The organism is Streptomyces sp. ALI-76-A (assembly GCF_030287445.1).
Lineage (GTDB): Bacteria > Actinomycetota > Actinomycetes > Streptomycetales > Streptomycetaceae > Streptomyces.
The window spans coordinates 750,248-771,278 of sequence record NZ_JASVWB010000004.1; the positions used below are offsets into that span (position 1 = coordinate 750,248).

The 21,031-nt window shown below is 73.8% G+C and carries 7 protein-coding genes; 6 read left to right on the plus strand and 1 reads right to left on the minus strand.

All coding sequences use genetic code 11. From position 1 onward, the window contains the following. Positions 1-20: 20 nt before the first annotated feature. The 5 genes from QQS16_RS39375 to QQS16_RS39395 all read left to right on the plus strand — a co-directional run bounded on the left by QQS16_RS39375 (position 21) and on the right by QQS16_RS39395 (position 19,363). On the plus strand, positions 21-968 hold the full coding sequence (locus QQS16_RS39375; protein WP_286067437.1) for a 3-hydroxyacyl-CoA dehydrogenase family protein: 948 nt from the start codon (positions 21-23) through the stop codon (positions 966-968). After that, entirely contained in the window at positions 961-8,112 is a 7,152-nt protein-coding gene (locus tag QQS16_RS39380) for a non-ribosomal peptide synthetase (RefSeq protein ID WP_286067438.1), read from the plus strand. The genes QQS16_RS39375 and QQS16_RS39380 overlap by 8 nt, the downstream gene beginning before the upstream one ends. 8 nt (positions 8,113-8,120) lie before the next feature. Then, positions 8,121-17,558 (plus strand): non-ribosomal peptide synthetase, encoded by a 9,438-nt coding sequence (locus QQS16_RS39385; protein ID WP_286067439.1) that lies wholly within the window; start codon positions 8,121-8,123, stop codon positions 17,556-17,558. After that, a complete protein-coding gene (locus QQS16_RS39390; protein ID WP_286067440.1) occupies positions 17,555-17,773 on the plus strand; it encodes an MbtH family protein in 219 nt (72 codons plus the stop codon). Before QQS16_RS39385 ends, QQS16_RS39390 begins: the two co-directional genes overlap by 4 nt. Before the next feature lie 234 nt (positions 17,774-18,007). Further along, positions 18,008-19,363, plus strand: a complete 1,356-nt coding sequence (locus QQS16_RS39395; protein WP_286068138.1) for an FAD-dependent monooxygenase family protein — start codon at positions 18,008-18,010, stop codon at positions 19,361-19,363. Positions 19,364-19,465: 102 nt separating this feature from the next. On the opposite strand, the gene QQS16_RS39400 is transcribed toward QQS16_RS39395, so the two are convergent. Next, positions 19,466-20,200, minus strand: a complete 735-nt coding sequence (locus QQS16_RS39400) for a Clp protease N-terminal domain-containing protein (protein ID WP_286067441.1) — start codon at positions 20,198-20,200, stop codon at positions 19,466-19,468. Positions 20,201-20,385: 185 nt separating this feature from the next. Between QQS16_RS39400 and QQS16_RS39405 the strand changes: the two genes are divergently transcribed. Further along, positions 20,386-20,973 (plus strand): hypothetical protein, encoded by a 588-nt coding sequence (locus QQS16_RS39405; protein WP_286067442.1) that lies wholly within the window; start codon positions 20,386-20,388, stop codon positions 20,971-20,973. The last annotated feature ends 58 nt before the right edge of the window (positions 20,974-21,031 follow it).

Below are 21,031 nucleotides of genomic sequence, written 5' to 3' on the forward strand. Positions count from 1 at the left end.
GTCGAAGGAGATCCCCGATCGTGGGCGAACATCAGCAGACCGAGCCCGGCGAGCCGGTACCGGCGGCCATCGGTGTCGTCGGTGCCGGAACCATGGGCGTCGGTGTCGCGCAGTGCTTCGCGGAGGCCGGGCACCCGGTCGTGGTCGTCGACCCCGTGCCGGACGCCCTGGAGAGCGGTCCGGACCGGCTGCGGGACGGCATTCGGATGGCCCGGCTGCTGCGGCGGCGCGACGGGGCGGCCCCGCCGACGGCCCCCCTCGCGCGAGCCGGGGACGCGACGGACGCGGTGACCTGGTCGGCGGAGCTCTCCGCCCTGGCCGCCGCCCACTTCGTGGTCGAGTGCGCACCCGAGAAGGAACCGCTGAAGGCGAAGATCCTGCGGGAGCTGGACGAGGTGTGCGGGCCGGCGGCGATCTTCGCCTCCTGCACCTCGTGCGTCCCGGTCACCCGGCTCGGTTCCTTCACCGAGCGTCCCGACCGGATGATCGGCACCCATTTCATGAACCCGGCCCCCCTCAAGGACACCGTGGAGGTCGTCCGCGCGCCGGCGACCGCGGACGCCACCCTGCGGCGGACCGTGGCCCTTCTGGAGGGCATCGGCAAGCGGTCCCTCGTGGTGGGGGACGCACCGGGCTTCGTCACCAACCGCGTCCTGATGCTGACGCTCAACGAGGCCGCGACGGTGCTGGGCGAAGGCACGGCCGACGCGGAGACGGTGGACCGCGTCTTCCAGGACTGCTTCGGCCATCCGATGGGCCCGCTGCACACGGCCGACCTCATCGGTCTCGACACGGTCCTCGACTCGCTGCTGGTGCTGCTCGACCACACCGGTGACGAACGCTTCCGGCCCTGCCCGCTGCTCGCCCGGCTCGTCGCCGAGGGCAGTACCGGCCGCAAGGCGGGCGGCGGCTTCTACCCGTATCCGAAGCTCCAGCGCGTTTCACAGGGAGAGACCCGCCATGGCTGACCAGCAGAGCAGGCGCACCACCACGTCGGCCGCGGGCCAGGAGGAGACCTGGCATGAGCCGCCGGGCGCCCCGGGCGAGCAGGGCGAGGACGCGGACCGGTGCGCGAGCCCCTACACGAGCCTGTACACGACCTCGTACGCGGCGGAGGTCGTGGAGGTCCACGGTCCGCTGGACCAGGGCCTGTTCGAGGAGGCGGTGGCCCAGGTCGTCCAGGAGTCGGGGACGGGCGACGAGCCGGTGATCGAGATGATCGACGTCGGCGACCGGTCCGACCCGTCCGTCGCCGCGACGCAGTGGGTACGGGCGGCGCTTTCCCGGGCACCCCGGCCGCGGGGCGGCTCCGGATCGGACCAGGCGCTCATCCGTCTCGCACCGGACCGTTTCCACTGGTTCCACCGGCACCCCGGATCCGTGATCGACACCCATGGCTGCGCCCTGGTCTCCCGCCGTGTCGCGGAGGTGTACACCGCGCGCGTCGAGGGCCCGCCCGAGCGGGACAGCGGGCCGGTGCCGGTGGCGAGGCCGACCGCCGAGGACGCCGCGTACCGCACGTCGCCGGAGCGGGAGCGTGACCTCGCCTTCTGGCGGGAACGTCTCTCCGACCGGCCGGAACCGGTGACCCTGGCCTCGGTCACCACCCAGGAGCCGTCCGCTGCCGGGGCCGAGGTCGCACACCACACGGTCCTCACCGAGGCGGACAGCGAGCGCATCCGGGCCGCCGCGCGTTACACCGGCGCCCAGCCCCGGGCCGTACTGCTCGCCGCCGTGGCGGCGTACGTCCACCGCGTCAGCGGCAGCGCGGACGTGGTGCTGGGCGTCCCGGTCGACGGCCGGCCGACCCGGTCCGCGCAGCGCGCGCCCGAGGCCGCCGAGGACATCGCGCCCCTGCGCCTGACGGTCCGCCCCGGCACCGGATTCGCCTCACTGGTACGCCAGGTGGCCGACGAGAGCCGCCGTGTCCGCAGCCACCAGCGACTGCGGCACGACGAGTTGTGCCGGGAGCTGGGCCTGTCGGACGGACAGACGCTCTACGGCCCGGTCGTGGACGTCCGGCCGCCCGCCCCGCGGCTCCGGTTCGGCGCATCGGCGGCCACGGTCCGCCGGATCGGCACCGGGCCCGTGCGGGACCTGCGCGTGGTGATCGACGACGAGTCCGCGGGACAGCGGGTGCGCATCGGGTTCCACGGCGTGCCCGGCCGGTACACCACAGCCGAAATGGGCGCCCACGCCCGGCGGTTCCAGCGCCTGCTGGCCGCCGCCGCCGTCGCGCCGGGCCGGCCGGTCGGAGCCTTCCCGCTCCTCGGCTCCGGCGAACTGGCCGCCGTACGGGCGTGGTCGCGGGCGGAGGAGCAGCCGTCCTCCGGAACGCTCACCGAGTTGCTGGACAGCGCCGCGGCCCGGCACCACGGGGCCGTCGCGGTCCGGCACCGGGACGGTGTCCTCACCTACGGAGAACTGCACGAACGGGCCAACCGGCTGGCCCGGCTGCTGATCGGCCGGGGTGCCGGGCCCGAGCGGCTGGTCGGACTGCTGCTGCCGAGGTCCGCGGACACGATCGTCGCGATGCTCGCCGCCCTCAAGGCCGGGGCCGCCTACCTGCCGCTGGATCCCGCCTACCCGGCCGAGCGGATCCGTTTCATGGTCGACGACGCCCGGCCGCTGTGCGTGCTGACCGACTCCGGCAGCGGGCACCTCGACCTCGGCGGCCTGCCGGTGCCGGTGATCGCGCTGGACGACGAGGAGACCGTGGCGGAGCTGGATCGGCTGTCCCCCCAGGCTGTCACCGACGCCGAACGCGTCGCACCGGTGCGGCCCGCGCACCCCGCGTACGTCATCTACACGTCCGGCTCCAGCGGCACCCCCAAGGGCGTCGTGGTCCTGCACCGCAACGTGGTTCCGCTGGTGGCCTGGGCGACCGCCGAGTTCGGGGCGGAGGCGTTGGCGCACACCCTGGCCGCCACGTCGTTCAGCTTCGACGTGTCGGTGGCCGAGATCTTCCCCGCGCTCGCCACCGGGGGCAGCGTCGAAGTGGCCGGCAACCTGCTGTCGCTCCTCGACGGCGACCCGCCGCGCTGGTCCGGCGGCCTGCTCTGCGCGATCCCGTCCGTGTTCGGCAAGCTCCTGGCGGACAGCGAACTGCACCTGTCCGTCCGGACGCTGGCCATGGCCGGGGAGGCGCTTCCCGCGCCGCTCGCCGCCCGGATCGCGCGGACCATGCCGGACACGACGCTGCTCAACGTCTACGGGCCCACCGAGGCAACCGTGTACGCCACCGTGTGGTCAGCCGAGGACACGCCGGCCGGGGACCCCGGGACCGGGGGCGCTCCACCCATCGGCCGGCCACTGCGGCATGTGCGGACGTATGTGCTGGACTCGGCGCTCCAGCCGGTGGACTGCGGGCGGCCGGGAGAGCTGTACCTCGCGGGTGAGGGTCTGGTGCGTGGCTATCTGGGCCGGCCGGGGCTGACCGCGGAGCGGTTCGTGGCCGACCCGTTCGGCCCGCCCGGCCGTCGGATGTACCGCACCGGCGACCTGGCACGCTGGCGGGCGGACGGGCAACTGGAGTTCCTCGGCCGGGCGGACGAGCAGGTCAAGGTCAACGGCTTCCGTATCGAGCCGGGAGAGGTGGAAGCCGTGCTCGCCGGCCACCCCGAGGTGTCCGAGAGCCTCGTGTCGGTCCGTCAGGACTCGTCGGGGGAGACCCGGTTGGTCGCCTGGGCGGTGCCAGAGGCCGCATCCGGGCACCCCGACCCCGCGGCCCTGCGCAACTGGCTGGCCGAACGGCTGCCGGGACACCTGGTCCCCCGGGAGGTCCGCCTCGCCCAGACCCTGCCGCGCACCCCCAGCGGCAAGCTGGACCGCGAGGCGACGGCGGTGCAGGGAATCCCGGCCACGCAGACGCAGACGCAGACGCAGACGCCGAAGCCGACGCCGACCGGGCTGCACCAGGCCGAACCGGAGCCGACCGTGTCCGAAGCGGCGCCCGAACCGACCGCGCCCGAGCGCGGTCGACCGGCATCGGCGGCTCCGGTGTCGACCGCCCGGCAGCCGACCACCTCTGAGGCGGCCCCGCGGCCGAACACCCCGCCGTCCCCCGGGCCCTCCAGCCCACAGGAGGCGCTCCCCGCCTCCAACCCCGGGACCGATAAGGCCGACGGCACCCCGGCGGCCCCCGCCGAGCCCCGGCAGCGACAGATCGCGCGGGTCTTCTCGGAGGTGCTGCACCGGCCGGACATCCCGGTGGACGCCAGCTTCTTCGACCTCGGCGGCGACAGCATCATGTCGATCCAGCTGGTGAGCCGGCTGCGGCAGGCGGGGCTCGTCCTCACCCCGCAGGACGTCTTCGAGTACAAGACCGTCCGCGCCCTGGCGGCGGCGGCGCGCGAGACCGTACGCACGGAGGGCGAACAGACCGCCGCCGCGGTCGGCGAGGTGCCCCTCACGCCGATCATGCACTTCTTCCGTGAACTCGGTGGCCCTGTCGACGGCTTCCACCAGGCCGTGCTGCTCCAGGTGCCCGGTGGGCTGCGCGAGGACCTGCTGGCTCGCGCCGTCCAGGCCCTCCTCGACCACCACGACGCGCTCCGGCTGCGCCTGGACCGGACGTCGCCCGACTGGCGCATGGAGGTGCTGCCGCCCCGTTCGGTGAGCGCCTCGTCCTGCGTACGACGAGTGGACGTGCGCGGGTTCGAGGAATCCACTGCCCTGCCCGAGGTCCTCGCGGACGAGGCCGAGCGCGCCAAGAACCGGCTGGACGTGCTGAACGGCAGGCTCGTGCAGGTCGTCTGGCTGGACGCGGGGACCGAGGCGCCGGGCCGACTGCTGTTCATGGCGCACCACCTGGCCTGCGACGGAGTGTCCTGGCGCATCCTCGTCCCCGAGCTCCACGGCGCGTATCAGGACCTGGCGGCCGGCCGGGATCCGCGGCTCCAGCCGGTCGCGACCTCCCTGCGGCACTGGAGCCGTGAACTGTCCGCACAAGCACGCACCGAACTGCGGACGAGTGAACTGGCGCTGTGGACCGACATCCTGGACACCCCCGGCCCGCAGCTGGCCCGCCGACCGCTCGATCCCGCCCGCGACACCGTGGGAACCGCCCGCTCCCGCGCGATGACCTACGGCGCGGACCGGGCAAAGCACCTGTTCAGCACCGTCCCCGCGGCCTTCCACTGCGAGATCAACGACGTGCTGCTCACCGCCTTCGCGCTGGCCGTGCAGCGCACCCTCGGCACGGGCCAGGACGTGGTGATCGACGTGGAGGGGCACGGGCGCGAGCCCGTGGTCGCCGACGCGGACCTCTCCCGTACCGTCGGCTGGTTCACCAGCCTGTACCCGGTACGGATCGCCCCCGGCGCGGCGGACGCCTCGGGCCGCCACCGTTCTCGCCGGGACCTGGGCCGGGCCCTGCGGCGGGTGAAGGAGCAGTTGCGCGCCATCCCCGACAAGGGCATCGGGTTCGGCCAGCTGCGCCACCTGAACCCGCAGACCTCCGCGGCTCTGGCCGCCGCCGAGCCCCGGCACATCGGGTTCAACTACTTCGGACGGTTCCTGTTGCCCGCCGCGTCGGACGAGCGGGCCTGGGGACCGGCACCCGAGGCGGGCATGAGCGCCGGCGCCGACGCCGAGATGCCGCTCGCCCACCCCCTGGAGATCACCGCGCTGACCCAGGACACCGACCGGGGACCCGAACTGGGCGTCAGCCTCACCTGGGCGGACGGCATCCTCGACGACGAGTTGATCGAAGAGCTGGGGACGGCCTGGTTCGAGATCCTGGACGAGCTGGCGGCGCACGCCGGTGAGCCGGGTGCGGGCGGCCGTACGCCGTCCGACTTCCCACTGGCCGCACTGGGCCAGGACGACATCGAGCGGCTGGAGCGCAGCTATCCCGGCCTCACGGAGATCCTGCCCCTGTCACCGCTGCAACACGGCCTGCTGTACCACGTGCTGACCGACCGGCTGCTCGTCCAGCAGGGCGACGGACAGGCCGACGAGCAGCATGTCTACACCGTCCAGGTGTGGCTGGAACTCGACGGAGAACTCGACCCCGCTCGGCTGCGCGCCGCCGGTCAGGCGCTCCTGGGACGGCACACCAACCTCAGCGCCGCCTTCGTCCACGAAGGGCTGGCCGAGCCCGTCCAGGTCTTCGACACCGGGGCTCGGCTTCCCTGGCACGAGGAGGACCTCAGCGCGCTGACACAGGACCGGCGGGAGACGGAGACGGAGCGGCTGCTGCACCTCGAACGCAGCCGACGGTTCGACCCGACGGCCCCGCCCATGCTGCGGATGCTGCTCCTGAGGACAGGCGAGAACCGGCACCGACTGGTCCTGACCACCCATCACATCATCGTGGACGGCTGGTCGTTGCCCGTCCTGTTGCGCGAACTGTTCGTGCTCTACCGGTACGGCGGCGACGAGAGCGCCGCGACCGCGGCCGGCGCCGAACTTCCCGCCAACACGCCCTTCCACGAGTACCTGACCTGGCTGGTCCGGGCCGACAAGACCAAGGCGGAGTCCGCGTGGCGCGCGGCCCTGTCCGGGCTGACCGCGCCCACCCTCATCGCCCGCGAGGACGACCGGGAGCCGCAGGCACCGTGCTTCGTGAGCGTGGAGCTGGACGCGGAGGAGACCGCCGCCCTGGTGGACATGGCCCGCCGCCACGGCGTGACGGCCAACACCGTGCTCCAGGCCGGCTGGGGCCTCCTGCTGGCCCAGGAGACCGGCGGCTCGGACGTGGTCTTCGGCTCGGTGGTCTCGGGGCGGCCCGCCGAACTCCCCGGCGTGGAGACGATGGTGGGGCTGTTCATCAACACCGTGCCGACCCGGGTCCGGCTGGACGCGGCGGAGACCTTGGGCACGCTGCTCGTCCGGCTCCAGAGGGAACAGGCCGCGCTGCTGCCGTACCACCACATCAGCCTGGGGGAGATCCGCCGGATCACGGACATCGGCAACCCCTTCGACACCGTGATGGCCTTCGAGAACTACCCCCTCGACTCCGAGGAACTCGCCGAGCCGGCGCCCGGCCTGAAGCTCGTCCGGGCCTACGGCGACGACGCCCCCCACTTCCCGCTGAACCTCGTCGCCTCCGCCCGCGGTGAGCGGCTCTCCCTGCGGCTCGACTACCGCCCGCACCTGGTGGAGCGCGAACGCGCCGGCCTCCTCGCCGAGCGGTTCGTGGAACTGCTGAGGACGGCGGCGCACGAGCCGACGCGCACGGTCGGGTCCCTCGTGGGCACCGAGTCCGCTGCCCGGCCCGCCGTCGAGCGGCAGGCGGGGGAGACCTCCGCCGAGCCGGAGCGGCGGCAGGGACAGCAGACCGGTACCGGCATCCTGCTGCCACTGCGCGAGGAGGGCGCCGGCACCCCGCTGTTCTGCGTCCACCCCGCGGCGGGCATCGCGTGGTCCTACGCCGGCCTCGCCGGGTCCCTCGGCCCGGATCAGCCGGTCTACGGCCTCCAGGCCAGAGGCCTCGACGGCGAGGACGTACTGCCGGCGTCCGTCCAGGAGATGGCCGCGGACTACCTGGACCACGTCCGTTCGGTCCAGCCGGCCGGGCCGTACCGCCTGCTGGGCTGGTCGTTCGGCGGGATGGTGGCCCAGGAGATGGCGGTGCAGCTCCAGCGGAGCGGTGAATCGGTCGAGCTGCTGGCGATCCTCGACGCCTATCCCGACGGAGCCGGTGACGGCGCCGGCGCCGCCCAGCCGGAGGAACCGACGGTGGCCGGCCGGGACGTCCTGGCCATGGTGCTGGAGTTCTTCGGATACGACCGGTCCGCCTGGGAGGGAGAGACGCTGACGTATCCGCGCTTCGTGGAGATCGCCCGGGAACAGACCGGACTGCTGGCCGCCTTCGACGAGCAGCGGGTGGCGGCCGTCGCTCGGATCTTCGCCAACAACGCCCGGCTCTCCCACGCCCACGAACCGCGCCCGTACGCCGGGAACCCGCTGGTCTTCGCGGCCCGCGAGACCTCGCCTGACCTCGCCGCGGAACTGTGGCGGCCGCTGCTGGACGGTGGCCGGGCCGACGTCGTCCCGGTCGACTGCACGCACGGCGAGCTGGGCAGGCCCGCTCCGCTGGGCACCGTCGGACGGGAGATCACCCGCTGGTTGCGGGCGGCTTCGCTGACCGCGGGGGGTCCGCAGTGACACCGGCCGTGCCGACGGCGGGGGGTTTCGGGACCGGTGGCAACCCGCCGGGCTCCGTTCCCCTCACCACCGCCCAGCAGGGGATCTGGTTCGGGCAGAAGCTCGCCGCGTCGGCCCGGTACCACGTGGCGGCCGGGTTCGAGGTCGCCGGGAACCTGGACGAGGTCCTGTTCGAGCGGGCCTTCCGGGCCGTCCTGGCCGAGGCGGAACCCCTCCGCGTCCGGTTCACCGAGGCGGAGGGGGAGCGGCCGCGGCAGCGGGTCGAGCCGCTCCCGTCCTGGGCGCCGGAGTTCGTCGACCTCAGGCACGAGATGTTCCCCCTGGCCGCGGCGGTGGAGTGGCTGCGCGCCGACGTCGCCAGGCCGTTCGACCCGGCGACAGGCCCGTTGTTCCGGACCGCGTTCATCCGGCTGTCGGACCACCGCGTCTGCTGGTCCCTGGTCTGTCACCACCTGGTCATGGACGGCCTCGGCGGCGCCCTGTTCGCCCGCCGTCTCGGCGACATCTACGGGGCCCTGGAGCGCGGCGAGGAACCGGGCCATGGAGCAGGGGTCTCGCTGGACGCGCTGCTGCGGGCGGAGAGCGACTACCGCGCCGGCCCGGAGTTCGCGGCCGACCGCGCCTTCTGGCTGGCCCGCATGGCCGGCCGCCCCGAGCCGGCCGCACCCCGCCCGGCCGGCCCGACGGCGGACCCGGGCACCGGGAGCGGTGTCGCGGCCCGTGGCGTCGCCCGGCTGACCGGGACCGGCTTCGCCACCTTGCGGGATCTCGCGCGCGCGTGCGAAGTGCGGTGGCCGGTGGTGGTGGTGACCGCCGGGGCCCTGATGGCACACGCCCGCTCGGGCGGGGCCGGCGACGAGGTGGTGGTGGGGCTGCCGGTCGCCGGGCGCACCGGCCCCCTGGCCCGTGCCGTGGCCGGCATGACCTCCAACGTGCTGCCGCTGCGGATCCGGATCCACCCGGACCGGCCCGCCACCGACCTGATACGGGCTGTCGGCGCCGAGCTGTCCGCCGCGCTCGCCCATCAGCGCTATCCGCAGGAGGATCTCGGACGGGACCTGGGGCTCGCGGCCACCGGGCGGGGACTGCACGGGTTCGCCGTGAACGTGATGCCGTTCAGCTTCGGAAAGCGGTTCGCCGGCCGACCCATGACGATGCACCACATCGCGGTCGGCCCCGTGGACGACCTGTCCGTCACCGTCCACCCGGAGGCGCAGCGATCCGGACTGCGCGTGGATCTGTACGCCTCCTCCTCCGCGTACGGCGCCCGCGCGGCCGGTGCCGAAGCCCGTCGTTTCGCCCGGCTCCTCAGCGGGCTGACCACCCGGGCCGAACAGCCCGTCGGGCGGCTGGACCTGCTGTCGGCGGCCGAGCGGCGGTGGGCGCTGCCGCGCCCGCCCACCCCCACAGGCCGACGCGCGTCCGCCGCCGCGCCCGTCGCCGGCACCCTGCCGGGGCTGGTCGAGCGCTGGGCCGCCCGCACCCCACAGGCCCCCGCGGTCGGCTGCGGCCAGGAGCGGCTGTCGTACGCGGAGCTCAACGCCCGCGCCAACCGGCTCGCCCGGCACCTGATCGGCCTCGGCGCGGGCCCGGAGCGCACTGTCGCGGTCGTTCTGCCCCGCTCCGTCGACCTGGTCGTCGCGATCCTCGCGGTCACCAAGACAGGGGCGGCCTACCTGCCGGCCGACCCGGCCTGGCCCGCCGACCGGATCGCCGCGATCCTGGCCGACGCGCGGCCCGTACATGTCATCACCCCCACCGAGCTGGACGCCGTACCGGCGCGGACGGCCACCGGGGAACCGACGGACCTGGACCGGGACCTGACCGACGCGGACCGCCCCGGTCCGCTCACCCCCGACTGCGCCGCCTACGTCATCTACACCTCGGGCTCCACCGGCCGGCCCAAGGGAGTGGTGGTGCCGCACCGCGGTCCGGTGTCGCTGTTGACCGGCGCCGCGGCCGATTTCGGGTTCGACTCCCGAGACGTGTGGACGATGTTCCACTCCAGCGCCTTCGACTTCTCCGTCTGGGAGATGTGGGGCGCGCTGGCCCACGGCGGACGGCTGGTCGTCGTCCCCCAGGGCGTGCACCGCTCGCCCCGGGAGATGCTCGACCTCCTGGACCGGGAGCGGGTGACGGTGCTGAACCAGACCCCGTCCGCCTTCCACGCCCTGGACCGCGCGGACGCCGAGGCGCCCGGCCGATGGCGGTTGCCGGCCCTGCGCCGGGTGATCTTCGGAGGGGAAGCGCTGCGTCCGGCCCGGCTGCGTGCCTGGTGCGAGCGGCGAGGACCCACCTCCACCGCTGTGGTGAACATGTACGGCATCACCGAGACCACGGTCCACGCGACCCGGCTCGACCTGACCGCCGGCCACCTCGCGGATTCCGGCAGCCCGATGGGAACGCCGTTGCCCGGCACCCGTCTGCACGTCCTCGACAGCCGGCTGCGCCCGGTACCGCCCGGGGTGGTGGGGGAGTTGTACGTGGCCGGAGCCGGCGTGGCCAGAGGGTACCTGGGCAGGCCGGACCTGACCGCGCAGCGCTTCGTGGCAGACCCGTTCGGCCCGCCGGGATCCCGGCTGTACCGCTCCGGCGACCTCGTCCGGTGGCGGTACGACGGCAGCCTGGAGTACGTGGCCAGGGCCGACGACCAAGTCAAGATCCGCGGCTTCCGCATCGAGCCCGCCGAGATCGAGTCCGCTCTGCTGGCGATCCCGGGTGTGGCGGGGGCCGCGGTGACCGCGTGGCCGACGGTCCGGGACGACACCGACACCGACACCGACGGCCGCGCCGGTACGGACGGCGGCGGCACCCCCGGTGCCGAGCCCCGCCTGGTGGCCCACGTCCTCCCCGCCCACCCCGCGGAGGCGGACCACGGCCCGGACCACGACCCGGACCACGGCGCGGATGACGCCACCGACCGCTTCCTCGCCCGTCTCCGCGACGCCCTGCGCACCCGCCTGCCCGAGCACATGATCCCCGCACTCCTCGTCCCCGTAAGCGAGTTGCCGCTCACCCCGAACGGCAAGCTGGACCGGGCCGCGCTGCCCAGCCCCGTCCCGCGAACGGCCCAGCGCTCCGACCCGCCCCGCACCCGCCTGGAGCAGCGGGTCGCCGCGCTCTACACCGACCTCCTCGGAGCCTCGGACGTCGGGTCGGGCGACAGCTTCTTCGCGCTGGGCGGCGACAGCCTCAGCGCGGCCCGCCTGGTCGGCGCGGTGCGCCGTACGCTGGGCGCCGAGCTGGACGTACGGGACGTGTTCGAGCATCCGACGGTGGCCGCGCTCGCGGCCCGACTCGACCGGCCGGACCGGTACGGGCCGGACCGGTACGGGCCGGATCCCGACCACCCCGCCGAGCCGGACGCGCGGACCCTGACCGGCGGCGCCCGTCCCGAGCGCGTCCCGCTCTCCTTCGGGCAGCGCAGGCTCTGGCTCCTGCACTCGCTGGACGGACCGGGCAGCGCGTACAACGTGCCACTGGTGCTGCGGCTGACCGGGCACGTCGACCAGGAGGCGCTGCGGGCCGCCCTCGCGGATCTGGCCGGACGTCATGAGGCGCTGCGTACCGTCGTGCGGGAGGCGGACGGTCGGCCGGAGCAGTGGATCCTGCCACCGGCCGAGGCTCGACCCGAACTCACCGTCACCCGCACCGACCCGGCCCGGCTGCCGGACGCCCTCGCCGCGCGGGCCCGCCACACCTTCCGCCTGGACCAGGAACCGCCCCTGCGCGCCGACCTGTTCACGGTCGGCCCGACCGAGCACACCTTGCTCGTGCTCCTGCACCACATCGCCTGCGACCATGCCTCTCTCGCGCCGCTGCTGGCCGACCTGCGGACGGCCTACGCCGCCCGGCTGGACGGCAGGGCACCCGGCTGGGCCACGCCGCCGGCGCAGTACGCCGACTTCACCCTGCGCCAGTGCGAGCTGCTCGGCACCGACGACCACCCGACGGACATCGCGCGCCGCGGCATCGCCCACTGGACCGAGGTGCTCGACGGCCTGCCGGAGCGGATCCAGCTGCCCGCCGACCGTACGCCCCGGCCGGGGCAGGGCGGTGACACCGTCGGCTTCCGCATCCCCGCCGCACTGCACGCCCGGCTCGCCGGCCTGGCCGCCGAGGAACGGGCGAGCCTGTTCATGGTGGTGCACGCCGGTCTGGCGGCGCTCCTGACCCGGCTGGGCGCCGGGACGGACATCCCGGTGGGCACGGCCGTGTCCGAGCGCGGCGACCCCCTGTTCGACGACACCGTCGGTTTCCTGGTGAACACGCTGTTGCTGCGCACCGACACCTCCGGCGAGGTGACGTTCCGGGAACTGCTCGGACGGGTGAGGCAGACCGACCTCACCGCCTTCGCCCACCAGGAGGTGCCGTTCGACCTGGTCATGGAGTTTCTGCGACCGCGGCGCGCGGCGAGCGGACAGGCGCCGTTCCAGGTGATGCTGGGCGTCACCCCGGCACCGCCCCGGTTCGAACTGCCCGGCGCGACGGCGACGGTCGGCACGGTCGGCACCGGCGCCGCCAAGTTCGACCTGTCGTTCAGCCTGTACGAGCACCGTGCGGCGGACGGCTCCGGCCTCGGCCTGGACGGCGTCCTCGAGTACCGGACCGGCTTGCTCGGCCGTGACACCGCCGAGGCGATCTGTGACCGCTTCACCAGGCTGCTGGAGCGGGTGGCCACCGACCCGGACACGCCCGTCCACCGCGTCGACCTGCTCAGCAGCGCCGAACGCCGCCGCCTGCTCACCACCTGGGCCGCGCCCTGCGCCCCGCCCCGCGGCGAACACGCCACGGTGCCGGGCCGGTTCGCCGAACAGGTGCGCCGCTGCCCCGACGCCCCGGCGGTCCGGGCCGGCGGCCAGGTCCTCACCTACGCCGATCTGGACGCCCGCTCCGACCGGCTGGCCGGCAGGCTGACCGCCCACGGGGTGACGGCCGAGACACCGGTCGGTGTCCTGCTGGACCGGGGCGCCGACCACGTCGTGACCGTGCTGGCGATCCTCAAGTGCGGTGGCGTGTACCTGCCGTTGGACTCCCGGGCGCCACGGTCCCGGCAGGACGCGGTGCTGGCCGAGGCCCGAGCCGCCGTCCTGGTCACCGACGCGGCCGGCCCTCCGGGCGGCCCGGGGATCGTCGACGTACGGGACCGGCGCCCGGTACCGGATCCAGCCGTGACCACGCCCGTCCCCGGACCCGTGGACCACCCGGACGCCCTCGCCTACGTCACCTACACCTCCGGTTCGACCGGCACCCCCAAGGGAGTGGCCGTCACCCACGGAGATGTCCTCGCCCTGGCCCTCGACAGCTGCTGGCAGGGCACCCGGCCGCAGCGGGTCCTGCTGCACTCCCCGCACTCGTTCGACGCCTCGACGATGGAACTGTGGGTTCCGCTGCTGAACGGCGGCGAGATCGTGGTGGCGCCGCCGGGCGACCTCGACCTGGCGACCCTGGGGCGCCTGCTCACCGGCACCGGCGTCACCACCCTGTGGCTCACCGCCGGTCTCTTCCAACTGGTCGCCGAGGAGAACCCCGGCTGTCTGCGGGAGCTGGACACCGTGTGGACGGGCGGCGACGTCGTGTCCCCGCGCGCCGTGAGCGTCGTACGCCGGCACTGCCCGAGCACCCGCGTGGTGAACGGATACGGCCCGTCCGAAGCGACCACCTTCGCCACCCGGCACCTGGTCACGGACACCGGTCGGACGGACGGCACGGATCGGGAGGACTCCGCGGCGGTGCCGATCGGACGGCCCCTCGACGGCGCCCGGGCCTACGTGCTGGACGCGTACCTGCACCTGGTTCCGCCCGGCGTGACCGGGGACCTGTATCTCGGCGGCACGGGCATCGCCCGGGGCTACCTCCACCGGCCGGACCTCACCGCCGAACGCTTCGTCGCCGACCCCTTCGGTCCCCCCGGAGCCCGGATGTACCGCACCGGTGACCTGGCCCGCCGGCAGCCGGACGGTGTCCTGGTGTTCGCCGGACGCACCGACGGCCAGGTGAAACTGCGTGGCTTCCGCATCGAGACCGACGAGGTCGCCACGGCGCTGACCGGGCACGGAGCGGTCGGACAGGCCGCCGTCGTCGTGCGCGAGGACCGGCCGGGCGAGCGTCGGCTGGTGGCCTACCTGGTCCCGGAACGGGGCCGGACGGTGGACGAGGCCGCGGTGCGGGACCACGCCGCCGCGGTGCTGCCCGACTACATGGTGCCGACGGCGTACGTCGTCGTCGACCACCTGCCGCTGACCCGCAACCACAAGATCGACCGGGCCGCGCTGCCCGCCCCGCCCATGGCCGCACCGCACCGGGCCGCGCCGCGCACCGCTCACGAACGCCTGCTGTGCGAGATCGCCGCACAGCTGCTCGGCGTGACCGCGATCGGCGTCGACGACGGCTTCTTCACCCTCGGCGGCGACAGCATCATGGCCATCCAGCTGGTCAGCCGGGCCCATGAGGCGGGGGTGAGGATCAGCGTACGCGACGTGTTCCGTTGCGCCACGATGGCGGAACTCGCCAGGACGGCGGAGGCCGCGGGGACGGCACAGGAGGCTTCCGCCGCGACCGGTGCCGAGGACGCCGCGGGTGCCCTGCCGCCGACGCCGGTGATGCACTGGTGGCGGGAGCAACAGCGCGGCGACCTCGCCGCCTTCAGCCAGAGCGTGACCGTACGCACCCCGCCCGGGCTGACCGAGGAGACCCTGACCGCGTCCGTCCAGGCACTTCTGGACCACCACCCGGCGCTGAGACTGCGGCTGACCCTCGGCACGGCCTCCGCGCCCCGGGAACCCGCGGAATGGACCCTGGACGTCCTGCCGCCCGGTGACTGCCGGGCCGGGGACCGGGTCCGTCGCGTCGACGCGACGGACACCTGGGACCGCCTGCCCCGACTGCTCGCCGACGCCGGCGCCACCGCCCGGGACCGCCTCGATCCGACCACGGGCGCGATGCTGTTCGCGGTGTTCCTCGACGCCGGGCCGGGCGCCCCGGGCCGACTGGTCCTGGTCGTCCACCACTTGGCCGTCGACGGCGTCTCCTGGCGCATCCTGCTGCCCGACCTGGCCGCCGCGTACCAGGCCGTCACGGCCGGCCGGGACCCCGAGCTGCCGTCCGCCCCGACCTCGTTCCGCAAGTGGGCCCGGTTCCTCGCCGAACAGGGCCGCACCGGTGCCCGGCGCGACGAACTCCCGCTGTGGCGTGAGACCCTGGCCGCGGCCCGCCCCCTGACGGATGTTCCACACGATGCCGCCGGCTCGGCCGCCCGGCACCTCACCCTGACGCTGCCGCCGGAGCGTACCCGGCCGCTGCTGACGGAGGTGGGCGCGGCCTTCCACTGCGGGGTGGAACCCGTGCTGCTCACCGCGCTGGGGCTGGCGTTGACCGAGTGGCGCCGCCGCGGCCGGGCCACCGCCGCCGACGCGGGCGCCGCCACCGAAGCTCCGGTCATCGAGCTGGAGTCCCACGGACGCCCCGATCTGCCCGGGCAGGACCTGTCGCGCACCGTGGGCTGGTTCACCAGCGTGTTCCCGTTCCCGCTGGAGACCGCGGGGTGCGACTGGAGCCAGGTCCGGGCCCACGACCCGGCACTGGACCGGGCACTGAAGGAGACCAAGGAGCGACTGCGAGCCGTTCCCGACCGGGGCATCGGCTACGGCGTCCTGCGCCACCTCGACGAGCGGACGGCCCCGGAACTGCGCGCACTGGGACAACCCCAGATCGGGTTCAACTACCTCGGCCGGCTCGCCGCCCAGTCACAGACGGACTGGGGCCTCGTCCCGGAATCCACCACCGTCCCGGAAACCGCCGCGGCAGCCGTCGCGCCCCCCACGCCGGAGGCGGACCCGGCATCGTCACCCACCGGCCACCATCTCATCGCCCTGGACGCCCTCACGGTCGACGGCCCCTCCGGGCCCCGGCTGCACGCGACCTGGACGTGGGCGGACAAGGCGTTCACCGAGACCGACACACGGGAGCTGGCCGCACTCTGGACCACCGCGCTCGACGCGCTGGTGGCGCGGGCCCGGACCGCCGGCGCCGGCGGACGCACTCCCTCCGACCTGCCCCTGGTCCGGTTCGGGCAGACGGAGATCGAGCAACTGGAGGCGGCCTACCCCGGGCTGTCCGACGTGCTGCCCCTGACGCCCCTCCAGCAGGGCCTGCACTTCCACTCGCTGTACGCCCCCGACGCCCCGGACGTCTACCACGCCCAGTTCGTCCTCCACCTGCGCGGCGACCTCGACCGCGACGTCCTGCGCAGGGCTGTCGCCGCCCTCCTGGACCGGCACCCCAATCTGCGGGCCGCCTTCGTTCATCAGGGCCTGCCGCATCCCGTCCAGGTGCTGCCCGGCCCGGTCGGGCCCGAATGGCGGGACATCGACCTCACCCCGGTCGCCGCGCCGCGCCGCGAACGGGTCCTCCGCCGGATCACCCACGCCGACCTGCACCGCCGCTTCGACCTGGAACGCCCTCCGCTGCTGCGCTTCACCCTCGTCACCTGGGGGCCGGACGAGTACCGGCTGGTGCTCACCAACCACCATCTGGTGCTGGACGGCTGGTCGATGCCCCTGTTCATCCGCGAACTGCTCGCCCTGTACGCCGAGGAGGGCGACCGAGCCGCACTGCCCCCGGTGACCCCCTACCGTGAGCACCTCCATGCCCTGACGGCCCTGGACCTGGCCGCGGCACGGTCCGCCTGGTCGGCCGCGCTGGCCGGGGCGGACACCGCACCCGCCTTCCCCACGACGCCCCGGACGACGGCGCCCGCACAGTCCCTGCGGGTCGATGTGTCCGCCGATCTCACCCGGCGGCTGCGCGCGACGAGCGCGGGCGGGCCCACCCTCAACACGGTGGTGCAGGCCGCCTGGGCGCTGTTGCTGGCCCGGCGCGGCGGACGGCGCGACATCGTCTTCGGCACCACCGTCTCCGGACGCCAGCCCCATCTGCGGGGCATGGAGTCGATGATCGGCCTGTTCATCAACACCGTCCCGGTGCGCGTGGGGATCGACCCGGGGGAGACCGTACGGGACCTCCTGCGCCGCTTCCAGGACGAGCAGGCCGCTCTGCTGCCCCACCAGCACCTGGGGCTGCCGGACATCCAGCGGCTGACCGGCCGCCGCGACCTGTTCGACACCCACCTGGTCTTCGAGAACTACCCCTTGGAGCGGGCGGGCCTGTCGCAGGACGCCCGGGGACTGCGGCTGGTGCACGTCGAGGGGCAGGACGCCACGCACTACCCCCTCTCCCTGGCGGCCTTCGCCGACGACACCCGCCTGAGCCTGCGGCTCACCTACCGGCCGGACGTCGTCGAGCCCTCGCGTGCCGAGTGGTTCGCCCGGGAACTGCGGCGGCTGTTGCGGGCGCTCGCCGCCGACCCCGGCGCCCGCGTGACCGACCTCCTCGGGCCCCCCGCCGGAACGACTGCCCTGTCCGACTCCCTGAAAGGAACATCATGAGCGGCGACAACCCCTTCGACGACGAGACCGGCGTCTTCCACGTGCTCGTCAACGACGAAGGACAGCACTCCCTCTGGCCCTCGTTCGCCGAGGTCCCGGCAGGCTGGACGGTGGCGCTCCACGACACGGCCCGGCGATCGGCTCTCGACTTCATCGAGGAACGCTGGACGGACATGCGCCCCCACAGCCTGCGCGAGGTGCTGGACCAACGTTGACCAGGCCGAAGTCCGCGCAACGCGCGAGGCTCCTGTGCCGTTGGGGGAGGTGTGGCGATTCGACGTGTCCTCGGGACGCGCAGAACGGCCGGAACGCGATCGGCTCGCCCTGCGGAGCGGGATACTGATGCTTTCTCATGACGTGGCGACCAGGGGAGCGGATCGGTGAACTCTGCCGGAGAGACGGGCCGTTGGGGCGTGGACGGTGGCCGGGGCGGGCGGCATGCGATCGTCGTGGGCGGGAGTCTTTCGGGGCTGCTGGCGGCACACGTCCTGGCCGCGCACGCCGACCGGGTGACCGTCGTCGAGCGCGACCGGTTCCCGGACGGCGTGAAGCCGCGGCCAGGGGTACCGCAGGGCCGGCATCCCCATGTCCTGCTGGAGGGTGGGCAGGTGGCCCTGGAGTCGCTGCTGCCGGGCTTCCTGGCGGAGCTGCGGGCGGCGGGGGCGCCGCGGGTGGGCATGCCGTCGGACATGGTGCAGTGGCAGACCGGGCACTGGTTGCGGCGGCTGCCCGCGACGACGCACATCTACACCGGTTCCCGCGCGCAGCTCGAGGAGGCGGTGCGGCGGCGCGTTCTCGCCAACCCGGCGATCAGCGCGGTGGAGGGCACCGAAGTCGTCGGGCTCCTCGGTGGCGCCTCGCGCGTGCGGGGTGTGCTGCTGCGGGCCCGTTCCGGCGACGTCCGTGAGGAGCAGCGGGCTCTGGAGGGCGACCTGGTCGTCGACGCCTCCGGGAGCGGCACGAAGGCCCCGCAGTGGCTGACGGCGATCGGGGCCGAGGCCCCGCACGAGGAATCCATCGACACCGGGCTCGCGTACGCCTCACGCGTCTACCGCGGCAGGAGCGGTGTCCTCGACGGCGACACCGTCGGCTACTACGTCTACCCCGACCCCGTCCAGGTCCATGGCGGCGGTGCGCTGCCGCTGGAGGACGGCACCCATCTGGTCATCGTCTCAGGGGTGCGCGGCGACGAACCGCCCACGGACGACGACGAGTTCGTGACATACATCAAGAGGCTGCCGCATCCGCTCCTGCACCGGTGGCTGGACGAGGCCGAACCGCTCTCGCCGGCGTTCGGCTTCCGGCGGAACGCGAATGTCCGACGCCGCTACGATCTGCCGGGCCGCCGCCCGGCCGGATTCCTCGCCACCGGCGACGCCCTGTGCTCCTTCAACCCGATCTACGGACAGGGCATGGCCGTCGCCGCGATGAGCGCGGTCGCCCTGCGCGACGCCCTGGCCGACCCGCGCCGGACCCCCACGACGCGGCACGTGCAGCGGGCACTCCTCGCGGCGTCCCGGCAGGCGTGGGACATCTCCGCCGGGGCGGACCGCAAGATGCCGGGCGCGGTCGGCAACGCGGTCGCCGTCGGGCCCGCGGACAGCGTCGCCGACTGGTATCTGCGGCGGGTACAGGAGCGCTTTCCCGGCGACCCCGTCGTGGGGCGGGCCTTCCGCTCCGTGCTGACTCTTTCCGCGCCTGTCACCGCCCTGTTCGCCCCGCCCGTGGCCCGGGCCGTCCTCTTCCGTCCGCCCGCGCCGACGCCCACCGAGCCGCCGATGACGCCGGAGGAAACGGGGGTCTGAGCGAGGTCGGCAGCCGACGGCGTCTTCCGCGCCGGACTGCGCATCAGCGTCGGTCCCGGAAGCCCCGGGCCAGATCGGCGCCTTGGCTGCCCACGACCCCGCTCAGTCCTGCTTGCCGGGCTTTGCCGTGATCTTGGCGAGTGCCGCCACGATGTTCTCCTCCACCGCCGGCTTGGTGATGCCGAGGCCGGTCAGGACGCCCTCGCCGTTCTCGAACTCCAGCAGGGCCAGGAGGATGTGCTCGGTGCCGATGTAGTTGTGGCCGAGGCGGAGCGCCTCGCGGAAGGTGAGCTCCAGGACCTTCTTCGCGTCGGGGGCGTAGGGGACGAGCTCCGGGACCTCCTCGACCGCCGGCGGCAGCGCGGCGGCGGCGGCCTGGCGTACGGTGTCCAGGAGGACACCCTGCGCGGTGATCGCCTTGGCGGCCAGACCCTCCGGTTCGGCCAGCAGGCCGAGGACCAGGTGCTCGGGGCGCCCCTCGGGATTGCGCGCCGCGATGGCCTCGTTGTGGGCGGCCATCACCACGTTGCGGGCGCGTGGCGTGTAGCGGCCGAAGCCCTGGCTGGGATCGAGGTCCGTCGTCTCCTTGGGCACGAACCGCTTCTGCGCCGCCTGCCGGGTCACTCCCATGCTCTTGCCGATGTCCGTCCAGGACGCGCCCGAGCGCCGGGCCTGGTCCACGAAGTGGCCGATCAGGTGGTCGGCCACCTCGCCGAGGTGGTCGGCGGCGATCACGGCGTCCTGTAGCTGATCCAGCGCGTCGGTGTGGACCTTCTTGATGGCCGCGATGAGGTCGTCGAGGCGTACGGATGACGTGATGTTGGGGTTCGTCGTCATGTGACAACCGTAGGTTGACAGCAGCGTGGTGTCAACATCGGGTTGACAGTGGGTCGGCGGCGGCTAGCGGCCGGCCCTCCGGAATCCGCATGTCCGTCTGATCACCTGGCTGGAGACCAGCGACCGGCTCACCGAGGCCCAGCGCATCGCCATCCAGCTGTCGCACAACGCCATCGCCGGCGAGGATGCCCCGGCCATCCTCAAGACGCTCTACGAGCAGATCGACGACCTCGTTCCTCCGCCAGTACGCGGGCCTGGACGGTGCCACCCTCGAACTCCTCGCCGACCTCGACAGCCCTTCGCTCGGCGAAGCCAACCTCACTTTCCAGACCCTCGCGATCGTGTTCCTCCCCGACGACCTCAAGGAAGCACAAGACGTCCTCCGCGACGCCCTCGGCCTCGCCGCGTCCTCGGACGCCGTCTGGGTCGCCGCGCTACGCCAGTACGACCAGATCATGGCGGCCCTCGACCTCGCCTCCAAGAGCGCCGACGTCACCAACGTCGCCACCGCCTTCGGCCTCATCCTGGAGTCCTTCACGGACCACGCGAACGACCTCGTCGACGCCTGGTTCGACCGCGACACCGGCGAACCGAAGCACCACGGCATGGCCCCGCTCCTCACCCTGTTCCACACCGACGCCATGCCCACCAAGGCCGCCGCAGTCGTCGAGAAAGCACTACAGCAGGCTGTAGCCCGTGGCGAGGTCCCCGCAGAGCACCGGTGCAAAGCCCTGGAGCTGTGGGCCCGCCAGTACCTCGACACCCCCGCCTGACCGCCGTGAGCACCAACGCCCCACCGACCACGCTCAGTGCACCCCTCGACCCGTGGGA